The 12,512-nt window shown below is 37.2% G+C and carries 12 protein-coding genes; 9 read left to right on the top strand and 3 right to left on the bottom strand.

What is annotated here, in order from left to right; all coding sequences use genetic code 11:
- The first annotated feature begins 10 nt into the window (after positions 1–10).
- From CEP47_RS00690 to CEP47_RS00675, 4 genes are all read left to right on the top strand, one after another.
- Entirely contained in the window at positions 11–1,021 is a 1,011-nt protein-coding gene (locus tag CEP47_RS00690; protein ID WP_261919875.1) for an ABC transporter permease subunit, read from the top strand.
- 61 nt (positions 1,022–1,082) lie between these two features.
- A complete protein-coding gene (gene dppC / locus CEP47_RS00685) occupies positions 1,083–1,970 on the top strand; it encodes a dipeptide ABC transporter permease DppC (protein ID WP_261919876.1) in 888 nt (295 codons plus the stop codon).
- Between the two features lie 10 nt (positions 1,971–1,980).
- A complete protein-coding gene (gene dppD / locus CEP47_RS00680; protein WP_265482657.1) occupies positions 1,981–2,964 on the top strand; it encodes a dipeptide ABC transporter ATP-binding protein in 984 nt (327 codons plus the stop codon).
- The gene (locus CEP47_RS00675; RefSeq protein ID WP_261919877.1) at positions 2,957–3,958 is read left to right on the top strand and encodes a peptide ABC transporter ATP-binding protein; all 1,002 of its coding nucleotides are present in this window, start codon (positions 2,957–2,959) and stop codon (positions 3,956–3,958) included. Before dppD ends, CEP47_RS00675 begins: the two co-directional genes overlap by 8 nt.
- Before the next feature lie 88 nt (positions 3,959–4,046).
- Here CEP47_RS00675 and CEP47_RS00670 read toward each other — a convergent pair whose 3' ends face one another.
- Positions 4,047–4,310 (bottom strand): GrxA family glutaredoxin, encoded by a 264-nt coding sequence (locus CEP47_RS00670; RefSeq protein WP_261919878.1) that lies wholly within the window; start codon positions 4,308–4,310, stop codon positions 4,047–4,049.
- A 245-nt stretch (positions 4,311–4,555) separates the two neighbouring features.
- Between CEP47_RS00670 and CEP47_RS00665 the strand changes: the two genes are divergently transcribed.
- Positions 4,556–5,482 (top strand): ATP-grasp domain-containing protein, encoded by a 927-nt coding sequence (locus tag CEP47_RS00665; RefSeq protein ID WP_261919879.1) that lies wholly within the window; start codon positions 4,556–4,558, stop codon positions 5,480–5,482.
- Here the strand turns inward: CEP47_RS00665 and CEP47_RS00660 are convergent.
- The gene (locus CEP47_RS00660; protein ID WP_261919880.1) at positions 5,479–6,369 is read right to left on the bottom strand and encodes a LysR family transcriptional regulator; all 891 of its coding nucleotides are present in this window, start codon (positions 6,367–6,369) and stop codon (positions 5,479–5,481) included. The genes CEP47_RS00665 and CEP47_RS00660 overlap by 4 nt on opposite strands.
- A gap of 116 nt (positions 6,370–6,485) precedes the next feature.
- Between CEP47_RS00660 and CEP47_RS00655 the strand changes: the two genes are divergently transcribed.
- Together CEP47_RS00655 and fghA are read left to right on the top strand one after the other, a co-directional pair.
- A complete protein-coding gene (locus CEP47_RS00655; protein ID WP_261919881.1) occupies positions 6,486–7,616 on the top strand; it encodes an S-(hydroxymethyl)glutathione dehydrogenase/class III alcohol dehydrogenase in 1,131 nt (376 codons plus the stop codon).
- Between the two features lie 73 nt (positions 7,617–7,689).
- On the top strand, positions 7,690–8,544 hold the full coding sequence (gene fghA, locus CEP47_RS00650; protein ID WP_261919882.1) for an S-formylglutathione hydrolase: 855 nt from the start codon (positions 7,690–7,692) through the stop codon (positions 8,542–8,544).
- Positions 8,545–8,613: 69 nt separating this feature from the next.
- Here fghA and CEP47_RS00645 read toward each other — a convergent pair whose 3' ends face one another.
- The gene (locus tag CEP47_RS00645; protein WP_261919883.1) at positions 8,614–10,131 is read right to left on the bottom strand and encodes a leucyl aminopeptidase; all 1,518 of its coding nucleotides are present in this window, start codon (positions 10,129–10,131) and stop codon (positions 8,614–8,616) included.
- A 188-nt stretch (positions 10,132–10,319) separates the two neighbouring features.
- Here CEP47_RS00645 and lptF point away from each other — a divergent pair, with 188 nt between their 5' ends.
- Together lptF and lptG are read left to right on the top strand one after the other, a co-directional pair.
- Entirely contained in the window at positions 10,320–11,432 is a 1,113-nt protein-coding gene (lptF, locus tag CEP47_RS00640; RefSeq protein ID WP_261919884.1) for an LPS export ABC transporter permease LptF, read from the top strand.
- Positions 11,432–12,499, top strand: coding sequence for an LPS export ABC transporter permease LptG (lptG, locus tag CEP47_RS00635; RefSeq protein WP_261919885.1), 1,068 nt, complete (start codon positions 11,432–11,434; stop codon positions 12,497–12,499). Before lptF ends, lptG begins: the two co-directional genes overlap by 1 nt.
- Positions 12,500–12,512: the final 13 nt, after the last annotated feature.

Here is a 12,512-nt window from a genome sequence, read left to right as displayed (position 1 = left end):
CGAGCTTTTTATGTTTCAATTTATTTTAAAACGTGTGGCAATGGTTATTCCTACTTTTATAGGTATTACTTTACTAACTTTTGCTTTAATTCATCTTATTCCGGGCGATCCGATTGAAATTCGGATGGGAGAACGGGGACTTAGCCCAGAATTACATCAACAAATGATGCACCAATTAGGGTTAGATAAACCTTTATCTACCCAATATTTAGATTATATGAAAGGAATAGTTCAAGGGGATCTTGGCAATTCTTATAAAGATAATATCCCTGTTATAGATCAATTTTTAGCCCTTTTTCCTGCCACAGTTGAATTAGCCTTTTTTGCTATCTTATTTGCGGTGGTAATAGGTATTCCAATAGGGATTATTGCTGCAGTAAAGCGAGGTTCGATATTCGATCATTCCGTAATGGCGATTTCATTAACCGGTTACTCAATGCCGATTTTTTGGTGGGGATCGTTGTTAGTTCTTCTCATCTCAGCCAAATGGGGATTACTACCGATTGATGGGAGAATTGATGTGCAATATTGGATCGACAATACCACTGGATTTATGTTGATCGATAGCTGGTATTCTGACGATCCCGGTGCATTCAAATCTGCTGTATCCCATTTAATCTTACCTTCTATTGTACTAGGAACTATCCCTTTAGCGGTTATATCTCGTATGACACGCTCATCAATGCTAGAAGTTTTAGGTGAGGACTATATTCGTACCGCCCGAGCCAAAGGGCTTGCACCAATGCGAATTATCATTGTTCACGCATTACGCAACGCCTTAATTCCCGTCATTACTGTTGTAGGTTTAATTGTAGGGCAACTTTTATCAGGTGCAATTTTAACTGAAACCATTTTCTCTTGGCCGGGTATCGGCAAATGGATCATTGAAGCCATTCGGCAGCGAGATTACCCTGTTGTCCAAGGAGCCGTATTAATTATCGCAACGATTATTATCGTGATTAATCTCTGTGTTGATCTATTATATGGTATTGTAAACCCTCGGATAAGACATCATAAATAATTGATTTATCTATTTATTTTTTTAGTTTTATAAATTAAATTTTAAATGTGGGAATAAATTTATGTCTAATGTGATTTCTCCACCCATTCCGAAAACCCCAATTCAAGAATTTTGGCATAATTTTAGCCAGAATAAAGGTGCGGTAATAGGTTTGGCTTACATCGTTTTTATTTTAATCATTAGTATTTTTGCAAACGTCATCGCCCCTCATAATCCAATTGAACAAAATCGTGATGCACTTTTATTACCACCCGCTTGGATAGAAGGTGGATCTTGGCATTATATTCTTGGTACCGATGATATCGGACGGGATATCCTATCACGCTTAATTTACGGTGCCAGATTATCTCTCTTCACAGGGCTGTTAGTCGTAACACTCTCTTTTATTCTGGGCGTAACTCTTGGATTAATTTCTGGATACTTCGGTGGTGCTATTGATATTTTTATTATGCGAATTATTGATATTATGCTCGCATTGCCAAGTTTACTCTTAGCCATTGCAGTTGTGGCTATTCTCGGTCCTTCTTTAATTAATGCGTCTTTTGCTGTTGCATTTGTCTCCCTCCCGAGCTATGTGCGTTTAACTCGTGCTTCTGTTTTAAATGAAGTCAACCGAGAATATGTTACCTCTTCCCGAGTCGCTGGTGCGAGTGCGTTACGACTAATGTTAATTACCATCTTACCAAACTGCCTTGCACCACTCATCGTACAAACTTCAATGGGATTTTCTAATGCTATTTTGGATCTTGCAGCATTAGGCTTTTTAGGTATAGGTGCACAACCCCCAACACCAGAATGGGGAGCAATGTTGGCAGATTCATTACAATTTATACAACGTGCTTGGTGGGTGGTAACATTTCCGGGGCTGGCAATCTTATTCACTGTTTTAGCCTTTAATCTTATGGGGGACGGTTTACGCGATGCCCTTGATCCAAAATTAAAACAATAAAGAGGACATTATGGCATTACTTGAAATCAATCAATTATCAGTCCACTTTGGGAATGAAGAAACACCATTTAAAGCGGTTGATCGCATTAGTTACCAAATTGAACAAGGTGAAGTCTTAGGTATTGTAGGAGAATCTGGTTCAGGCAAATCAGTCAGCTCATTAGCAGTGATGGGATTAATTGATTATCCGGGACGTGTCCAAGCTGAAAAATTAGAATTTAACCATATCGATCTGCAAAAACTTGATGAAAAAGAAAAACAACATTTAGTGGGCGCAGAAATCTCAATGATCTTTCAAGATCCAATGACTAGCCTCAATCCTTGCTATACTGTCGGCTTTCAAATTATGGAAGCATTAAAAGTTCATCAAGGTGGTAATCGAAAAACACGCCGTCAACGCACCATTGAATTATTACGTTTAGTGGGTATTCCAGATCCTGAATCTCGCCTTGATGTCTATCCTCATCAACTTTCAGGTGGTATGAGTCAACGAGTTATGATCGCAATGGCAATTGCCTGCAAACCCAAACTTTTAATTGCAGATGAACCGACCACTGCGTTAGACGTTACCATTCAAGCACAAATCATTGATTTGTTGCTAACCTTACAAAAAAAAGAAAATATGGCATTAATCCTCATCACTCACGATCTGGCGTTAGTGGCTGAATCGGCTGATCGGATTATTGTGATGTATGCGGGACAGATAGTTGAAGAAGCAAAAGCTGCAGAACTTTTCAGCCAACCTAAACACCCTTATACTCAAGCACTATTACGTTCTCTTCCTGAATTTGCTGAAGGAAAATCCCGTTTACAATCCCTACCCGGTGTTGTACCCGGCAAATATGATCGCCCGACAGGTTGCTTATTAAATCCTCGTTGTCCTTATGCAACAGAATTATGTCGTCAACAAGAACCTGAACTCCGCACTCTTGGGAATCGGCAAGTAAAATGCCACACACCACTTAACGCAGAAGGAAAACCTAGTAATGTCTAAGTTAAATTCTCAAGCATCAGCAAACGATCAAACAGTATTACTTGATGCGTTAAACTTAAAAAAATATTACCCAGTGAAAAAAAGTCTTTTTTCACCAACCCAAATGGTCAAAGCATTAGACGGTGTTTCTTTCCGTTTAGAACGTGGAAAAACATTAGCTGTTGTTGGAGAATCTGGTTGTGGTAAATCGACTCTAGGGCGTTTACTCACTATGATTGAAACGCCAACTAGTGGTGAACTCTACTATCAAGGACAAAATTTTCTCCAACAGAATAAGGAAATACAAAAATTACGCCGACAAAAAATTCAGATTGTCTTTCAAAACCCTTATGCTTCATTAAATCCTCGTAAAAAAATTGGCACAATTTTAGAAGAACCGTTACTAATCAATACTAAGCTGACAAAACAAGAACGGAAACAAAAAGTATTAGATATGATGGCAAAAGTTGGTTTGCGAGCAGAGTTTTATGATCGTTATCCACATATGTTCTCTGGTGGGCAAAGACAACGAATTGCAATTGCTCGAGGCTTAATGCTAAATCCCGATATTGTCATCGCTGATGAACCCGTATCCGCCTTAGATGTTTCAGTCCGAGCACAAGTGCTGAATTTAATGATGGATCTCCAACAAGAACTAGGCTTGTCTTATGTTTTTATTTCTCACGATCTCTCAGTGGTAGAACATATTGCAGATGAAGTGATGGTCATGTATTTAGGACGTTGCGTTGAACAAGGCACAACCGAACAAATCTTTACTAATCCTCGCCATCCTTATACTCAAGCGTTACTCTCTGCGACACCTCGTCTTTCTCCTCATCTAAGACGAGAAAGAATTAAGTTAAGTGGTGAATTACCTAGCCCGCTTAATCCACCTCTCGGCTGTGCTTTTAATGCTCGCTGCCGTTTTGCTACTGAAAAATGTCGTAGTGAACAACCCCAATTAAAGACTTATCCAAATGGTACTAAAATTGCCTGTTTTATTGTTGAAGAATAAACGACTTCAATGAAGTTAAGATAAAAAAAGCGGTCATACGACCGCTAAATCTTTTACTTTTGCATTAAAACATTAAACACGACAAAATTTAGAGAACAATATTATATTTTTCTTTGACTAATGCCGCAAAATCAGTAAAACCACCAATAGGTTGTTCATCAATGAAAATTTGCGGTACAGTTTCAACGGGCTTCCCCACAGAAATAGATAAATCAGCTTTACTAATTCCTTCTTCCACTATATCAATATAACGATAATCCATTCCGTCCAAATTCTGTTTTAACTTTTTCGCTAATGCTTTTGCGTGTACACAATATGGGCAACTCGCACGACCAAAAATTACAACAAACATCTTATTCCTCTTAGTTTATAAAATACCTTAAAAACTGAAACATTCTATCCAAAGTATTACACTTTTACCAGCAGATACCAAAGGAACAGTGCATTACTATCACCGCTTATGCTATATTAATTTACCTAATTTTTCACTACTATGAATATTAATAATCTAGCAACACAACAAAATACATTGGTAAAAATTATGACTAAACCTATCCGTCCAGATGTTTTAGCCTATTTACAACAAGGATTTGCAAAATGTTAAATAACAGCTCGGCTTCCATGTCGAAAAAGAAACTTTTACTATTATGCCGAGCACCTTGGTTATATAGTTGCACACGTCTCAAAGAGGTTGCGGAAATATCAGGCTACCAACTTGATATTGTTGATCCTAATCGCTTTATCTTACGTTTAAACCAAGAACCAAGACTGTTTTACCAAGCCCCTAATCACCACCAAGCTATTCCTTTTCCTCTTGATATTGCTGGAGTTATTCCTCGTTTTGGAACAACCAGCACTGAACAAGGTTGCCGACTTTTACGTTACTTTGAAGATCTCGGTATCCCAGTCCTCAATTCTGCCGATAGTATTGAACTGGCACGTAACAAATGGAAAAGCCTATATCAACTCAAACGCTGTGGTATTCCTGTTCCTGAAAGCCTATTCAATGGTTGTGACACTTCTAGCAAAATAGCCGTACATTATTGTGGTTCTCCTACCATTTTAAAAACCTTAAATGGTTCTCAGGGAGTTGGTGTTATTCTGGCTGAACAAACTGACAGTGCAATTAGTATGCTAGAAACCTTGCAACAGGCTGAAGTGCCTGTTTTATTACAACAATTTATCAGTGAAGCTCGAGGGACAGATCTACGGTGTTTTGTGATTGGAGAAAAAGTGATCACTGCGATGCAACGCCACGGACAAAATGGAGAATTTCGAGCTAACTTTCATCGAGGCGGCACGGCTACTAACGTACAACTCACTTCCGAAGAAATACAACTAGCAATCAAAGCAACTAAAGCGATTGGATTAGATATTGCAGGTGTCGATCTGATTCGTTCGAATATGGGTTCCTTCGTTTTAGAAGTCAACGCCAGTCCGGGATTAGAATTAATTGAACAAACCACTAAGCTCGATCTTGCTCTACAAATGCTGCTTTATCTAGAACGAAAAATGAAAAACTAATTAGAAGATAAATATTTTTGTGGTAATTCTTTTGCAAATAAATCGACTAACAGACGAATTTTAGGAGATAAATGACGATTATGTGGATATAACGCCCAAATACCTTCCTCTGGTTCTTGATATTGCTCTAATAATGAAACTAACTTTCCATTCATTAAATCTTGATCAACATAATATTCAGGTAATTGAGCAATACCAAGTCCTTTCAATACGGCATCTCTTAATCCATACCCACTATTACACACAAAGCTACCTGAGAGTTTAATCATTCGTTCCTTTCCTTGAACTTGAAAACGCCAATATGGATTATTACCAACTAGGCAATTGTGATTAGATAATTCTTCTAAACTACTCGGTGTTCCAAACCGATCTAAATACTTAGGTGCTGCACAAAGATACATAGTTCTGTTTCTCAAACGCTTAGCAATCATTGAAGAATTTTCTAATCGTCCTAAGCGAATTGCAAGATCATACCCCCCTTCAACAAGATCTAATTGAAGATTGGTTAAATTCACTATCACCTTTACCTCTGAATACTGTTGCATAAAATCATTTACCAAAGGCACAATATACTTCTCACCATAAGTAACTGGTGCTGTCATTTTTATCAAACCTTGGGGAATATCACGTAAATTTGAAATAGCTCTTTCAGCTTCTTCTAACCCGTCCACCAACTGACGACAATGGCGATAATAAATACTTCCCTCTGCAGTTAAAGACACTCGTCTGGTTGTACGATAAAAAAGTTTAGTATTTAAACGATTTTCTAACATATTAATCTGTCGGCTAACTTGAGCCACTGAAATACCTAATTGTTTTGCAGCTAAAGTAAAACTTTCTTTTTCAACTACCGCAACAAACTCATTGATTCCTTCCCACAAATACATACCCCTCCAATTATTACTATATAGAAAAAGTAATTTACATAAATAGGCAATTATCACCAAATAAGAAATAAATATAATATCACAACCTTTGATTTTATTATAAATAGGAAATCATCATGTCAGATAAATTTATTAAATCTAAAGCCGCTGTTGCTTGGGAAGCCAATCAACCACTGTCAATTGAAGAAATTGATGTAATGTTACCCAAAAAAGGGGAAGTTCTCGTTCGAATTATTACTACTGGAGTTTGCCATACTGATGCTTTTACACTATCTGGTAATGATCCTGAAGGGATTTTTCCAGCAATATTAGGACATGAGGGTGCTGGTATTGTTGAAATGGTAGGGGAAGGCGTAACAAGTGTTGCTGTAGGCGATCATGTTATCCCTCTTTACACTCCAGAATGCGGAAAATGTAAATTCTGTCTTTCAGGTAAAACCAACTTATGTCAGGCAATACGAGAAACTCAAGGAAAAGGATTAATGCCCGATGGTACAACAAGATTTTATAAAGATGGAAAACCTATCTACCACTATATGGGGTGTTCTACTTTCTCTGAGTACACGGTTCTTCCTGAAATTTCTTTAGCAAAAGTTAACAAAGAAGCGCCTTTAGAAGAAATTTGTCTATTAGGTTGCGGTGTTACAACTGGTATGGGGGCAGTTTTAAATACGGCTAAAGTTGAAAAAGGCAGTACTGTCGCTATCTTTGGTTTAGGTGGTATTGGGCTTTCAGCCATTATCGGTGCTAAAATGGCTGGAGCAAGTCAGATTATAGGGATAGATATTAACGAAGAAAAATTCAAATTAGCACAACAACTTGGTGCAACAAATCTTATTAATCCACAAAAATATAATAAACCGATCCAAGAAGTGATCATTGAAATGACTAATGGAGGTGTTGATTATTCATTTGAATGTATCGGTAATGTCAATGTCATGCGTTCTGCATTGGAATGCTGCCACAAAGGTTGGGGTGAATCTATTATTATTGGTGTTGCTGGAGCAGGTCAAGAAATATCAACTCGTCCATTTCAACTAGTAACAGGGCGTATATGGCGTGGTTCAGCATTTGGCGGCGTAAAAGGTCGCTCTGAACTGCCTGAAATAGTTGAACGTTATATGGCTGGTGAGTTTGAGCTACAACAATTTATCACTCATACAATGCCCTTAGAGAATATTAATCAAGCATTTGAATTAATGCATCAAGGTGAAAGTATTAGAACAGTGATTCATTACAATAAATAAACTTATTCAGCAACATAAACAGTGTGAAAACACACTGTTTTTTTATATTAATGCTTTACAGGTAGGATATAAAATGAATTTAAAAAAAATTAGTAGTAATAAATGTTTCGATGGCTGGCATCAACAATATCACCACTATTCAAACACATTAAATTGTTATATGCGATTTGCAATTTATTTACCGCCTCAAATCCAGATGAATCAAAAAGTACCTGTCCTCTATTGGCTTTCTGGATTAACTTGTACTGATGAAAATTTTATGCAAAAAGCCGGGGCTTGCCGTATAGCAAGTGAGTTAGGTATGGCTCTCGTTGCACCAGATACTAGTCCTCGTGGTGACAATATTCCTGATGATCCAAATAATAGTTATGATTTCGGAATAGGGGCTGGATTTTATCTCAATGCCACTCAATCACCTTGGGATCAGCACTATCACATGTATGATTATATTGTGAAGGAACTACCACAGTTAATAGAAAATAATTTTCCAGTCACAACACAACGAGCAATAGCAGGACATTCAATGGGAGGACATGGTGCTTTAACTATTGCACTGAAAAACCCAACGATGTTTAGCTCGGTATCAGCTTTTAGTCCTATTACTAATCCAATTAATTGTGCTTGGGGAAAAAAGGCTTTTATTGGCTATTTAGGAAATAATCCAAAATTATGGGAGGAATATGATAGCTGCCAATTAATTCAAAAAGCAGACACAAGTCAACCTTTACCCATTCTGATTGATCAAGGTTCTGATGATAACTTTTATCTTGAAAAGCAACTACTTCCTGAAAATTTGATTCAAGCAGCAAAAAGAAATAACTATCCAATTCAGCTACGAATGCAACAAGGTTACGATCATAGTTATTACTTTATTGCCAGTTTCATTGAAGAACATCTCAAATTTCATTTTAAATATTTTGAAATGTAATCAACATTAAAATGCCATTAAAGATTGATCTTCAATCTCTAATGGCAATACTAAAAAAATAATAGTCAACTATGCAATATTTTGCTTAGCTTGTTGTAGTAAGAATTGGACTAAACAAGCAACAGGACGACCAGTTGCACCTTTAGCCGCCCCCTCTCTCCAAGCTGTACCCGCAATATCAAGATGAGCCCAAGTATATTTTTGGGTAAAATTAGATAAGAAGCAACCTGCAGTAATTGCTCCGCCCCAACGTCCGCCAATATTGGCAAGATCTGCAAAGTTAGAATGTAGCTGTTCTTGATATTCTTCTCCCATAGGTAAACGCCATACTCGATCCGCTGCTTGTTCTGAAGCACGTTGTAATTCAATTGCTAACTGATCATCTGGAGAAATTAAACCACTATTGTGTGCTCCTAATGCAACCACACAAGCGCCAGTTAATGTTGCTACATCAATCACTAATTCAGGATCAAAACGCTCAACATAAGTTAAAGCATCACATAAAACTAAACGCCCTTCCGCATCAGTATTCAACACTTCAACAGTTAATCCTGACATTGTAGTTAAAATATCACCGGGACGATAAGCATTACCATCTGGCATATTCTCACAACCAGCTAAAACACCGATAATATTTAACGGAAGATTTAATTCAGCGACCGCTTTCATCACCCCATAAACGGCTGCTGCACCACCCATATCATATTTCATTTCGTCCATAGCAGCTGATGGTTTAATTGAAATACCACCTGAATCAAAGGTTAATCCTTTGCCGACTAATACTATTGGTTTCGCCTCTGGATTTGGATTATTTTTAAATTCAATAATCGACATAAAGGCAGGATTTTCAGCCCCTCGAGATACCGCTAAATAGGCATTCATGCCTAATGCCGCCATCTGCTTTTCATCGACAACCGTTGTCTCAATATGAGTATAAGTCTCCGCTAACTCTTGTGCTTTCGCCGCTAAATATGCAGGATTACAAACATTTGGCGGGCAATTTGCCACATCTTTTGTTTCTTTGATACCTTTGATAATTGCCTGAGCATGAGCCACTGCTAGTTTAGCCTGTTCAACACCACTTTCTGCCTGACAAAAGAAAATATTTTCAAGTTTTACAACGGGTGTTTTTTTGCTTTTAAACTGGTCAAAGCAATATACATTTTCAGCAATTGTTTCTATTGCAAAACGAATATTCCAATAATTACTTCTTGCTTTCAGTTTCACTTCAGTTAAGGCATAGATTGCACTTTCAACATTACTTTTAGTCAAACATTTTACTGTGGCTTGAATAATATTTTTATATTGTCTTTCTGTCAGTTCATCTTCTTTTCCGCAACCAACTAACAAAACACCTTTAACAGGTAAATTTGGAACTAATGGTAAATAAAGGCTTTCACCTTCTTTCCCTTCAATACTCCCTTGTGTAACTATCTGGCTTAAAACACCACCACTGAGTTGATCTAATTCTCTCGCTACGCTAGATAATTGACGATCTTGCCAAATACCAACAACAATAACCGCATTTGGTTGTAACTCAAAGCTAGGCACAACATTTTGTTTAGCCTGAATAATGTTAAATTGCATTTTCAATTCCTCTATGATTTCTATTGGTATGATCGGGGAAATCAAGGTATGATACGCCCCAAAATAAATAAAGTCTTTTTCATTAATCTCTAATTTAATCCGCTAGGCAGTCTAATTCTTTAATGCTGCTAAACTAGCGTTTTTTACAAAAAAAGCAAGCTAAAGCAAGTAAAACATAGGTTGACAGAGTGATTTTAACCAAATATTTAACACGAGAAGTATTTAAAAGCCAATTAGCGATTCTTTTTATTCTCCTTATTATCTTTTTTGCCCAACAATTAGTACGTGTGCTAGGTTCAGCGGTAAATGGTAATGTCCCAACAGATTTAATTCTGCCATTACTCGCTCTTGGAATGCCGACAATGGCAGAACTGATGTTACCCTTAAGTCTTTTTTTAGCCATTTTGCTTACCTTTGGACGACTCTATGCTGAAAGTGAAATTACAGTAATGCAAGCCTGTGGTGTTGGGCAACGATTATTAATCAAAATTGTCTTAATTCTCTCTTTATTAACAACAATTTTAGCCAGTATTAACTCAATTTGGATTAACCCTTGGGCTTTAAATAAACAAATTGAAATTCTCACCAATGCTCAAGCTAATCCGAATGTTGCTGCCCTTAGTAGTGGGCAATTTATTTCAGCAGAAGATGGTAACTTTGTTTTATTCATTGATAAAATTACAGGCAATCGTATTGAAGGCATTTATCTTTTTCAAACTCGCCAACGAGGTAATGTCAAACCTTCTGTTATGGTATCAGAAAATGGAACGGTAACAGCACAAGATAATGGTAACCAACGCTTAACCTTAAATAATAGTCAACGTTTCGAAGGTAATTCAATTTTACCCGAGTTTAAAATCACCCATTTCGACCAATATCAAGCGAATATAGGTTTTAAAAATCAACAAGTTACTCATGATGATCCAACACTACTGCCGATTGATAAACTCCTACAAGATCACTCACCAATCGCAAGAGCCGCATTACAATGGCGGATAACACTAATTCTGGTAGTACCTATTATGGCATTAATTGCCGTACCACTCAGTCGAGTTAATCCTCGTCAAGGGCGTTTCGCAAAACTGTTACCAGCATTATTGCTCTATTTGATCTTTTTCTTACTCCAAAGCTCATTAAAATCGGCTGGTGTTAATGGTCGTGCAGATACACAATGGTTATTACCACTTGTCAATGTTATCTTCTTACTGATAGCAATCGGCTTAAATAGCCAACAATACCACTTACGTATCCGTCAATGGTGGTTTAATCGTCGTCTAAATAAACAACAGGAGATCCTCTAATGTTTAAGGTATTAGACCGCTATATCGGTAAAACCATTGTTATTGCCATTTTTTTCACACTGTTATTATTAGCTGGCTTATCTACCACTATTCGCTTTGTTGAACAATTCCGTTCTATTGGGCGTGGAACCTATGATATATGGCAAGCCATTGCCTATACCTTATTTTCAATCCCAAAAGATATTGAAATCATGTTTCCTATGGCTGCATTAATTGGAGCTTTAATTGGATTAGGATCATTAGCCTCAGGAAGCGAACTTATCTCAATGCAAGCGGCAGGATTTTCACGCTTACGCATTGGACTTGCAGTAATGAAAACGTCAATCCCTCTTATTATCTTAATGATGATAGCTGGGGAATGGTTAGTTCCTCATAGCGAACAAACCGCTAAAGAAATTCGCTATAAAGCCATTCGTGGTACATCACTCCTGTCTGTTCAAAATGGTGTATGGGCAAAAGATGGCAATAATTTTATCTATATCCAAAAGGTTACTGATAAAGATAAATTACAAAATATCTATGTTTACCAATTTAATCAAAAACGCCAATTAATTACCCAATTACATGCAGATTCAGCTGAATATCGCAACAAACAGTGGTGGTTTAGCCAAATGTCACAATCCACCATTAATAAAGATCATATTGAAACCAATAACTATTTTAACTTTCCGTGGAAAACAAATTTAACCCCAGATAAACTAGGTATAGTTGCAACAGAACCTTCAACCTTATCTATTACAGGTTTAGCCGATTACATTAGTTTCCTACAAGAAACAGGACAAGATGCTCGCCGTTTTCAACTCAATTTCTGGCGAAAAATTTTCGAACCACTCTCAGTTGGCGTTATGATGTTACTAGCCCTCTCTTTTATTTTCGGACCTTTACGCAGTGTCACTATGGGAGCAAGAATAGTCACTGGCATCTGTTTTGGATTTATTTTCTATATTACCAATGAAATATTTGGCCCTCTCAGCCTTGTTTATAACCTTCCCCCATTACTCGGTGCATTACTCCCTAGCGTGTTATTTCTAACTATTACCTTATGGTTATTTCGACATAAAAAGTAAAAAATATAAACTT

The organism is Mergibacter septicus (assembly GCF_003265225.1).
Lineage (GTDB): Bacteria > Pseudomonadota > Gammaproteobacteria > Enterobacterales > Pasteurellaceae > Mergibacter > Mergibacter septicus.
The sequence above is the reverse complement of the archived record's forward strand: the minus strand, read 5'-3'. Positions and strand labels throughout refer to the sequence as shown.

Coding starts and splice junctions, on each gene's coding strand:
- dppD (WP_265482657.1), top strand. CDS start 1,981: ATGGCATTACTTGAAATCAATCAATTATCAGTCCACTTTGGGAATGAA.
- fghA (WP_261919882.1), top strand. CDS start 7,690: ATGAATTTAAAAAAAATTAGTAGTAATAAATGTTTCGATGGCTGGCAT.
- CEP47_RS00645 (WP_261919883.1), bottom strand. CDS start 10,131: ATGCAATTTAACATTATTCAGGCTAAACAAAATGTTGTGCCTAGCTTT.
- CEP47_RS00690 (WP_261919875.1), top strand. CDS start 11: ATGTTTCAATTTATTTTAAAACGTGTGGCAATGGTTATTCCTACTTTT.
- CEP47_RS00670 (WP_261919878.1), bottom strand. CDS start 4,310: ATGTTTGTTGTAATTTTTGGTCGTGCGAGTTGCCCATATTGTGTACAC.
- CEP47_RS00655 (WP_261919881.1), top strand. CDS start 6,486: ATGTCAGATAAATTTATTAAATCTAAAGCCGCTGTTGCTTGGGAAGCC.
- lptG (WP_261919885.1), top strand. CDS start 11,432: ATGTTTAAGGTATTAGACCGCTATATCGGTAAAACCATTGTTATTGCC.
- dppC (WP_261919876.1), top strand. CDS start 1,083: ATGTCTAATGTGATTTCTCCACCCATTCCGAAAACCCCAATTCAAGAA.
- CEP47_RS00660 (WP_261919880.1), bottom strand. CDS start 6,369: ATGTATTTGTGGGAAGGAATCAATGAGTTTGTTGCGGTAGTTGAAAAA.
- CEP47_RS00665 (WP_261919879.1), top strand. CDS start 4,556: ATGTTAAATAACAGCTCGGCTTCCATGTCGAAAAAGAAACTTTTACTA.
- CEP47_RS00675 (WP_261919877.1), top strand. CDS start 2,957: ATGTCTAAGTTAAATTCTCAAGCATCAGCAAACGATCAAACAGTATTA.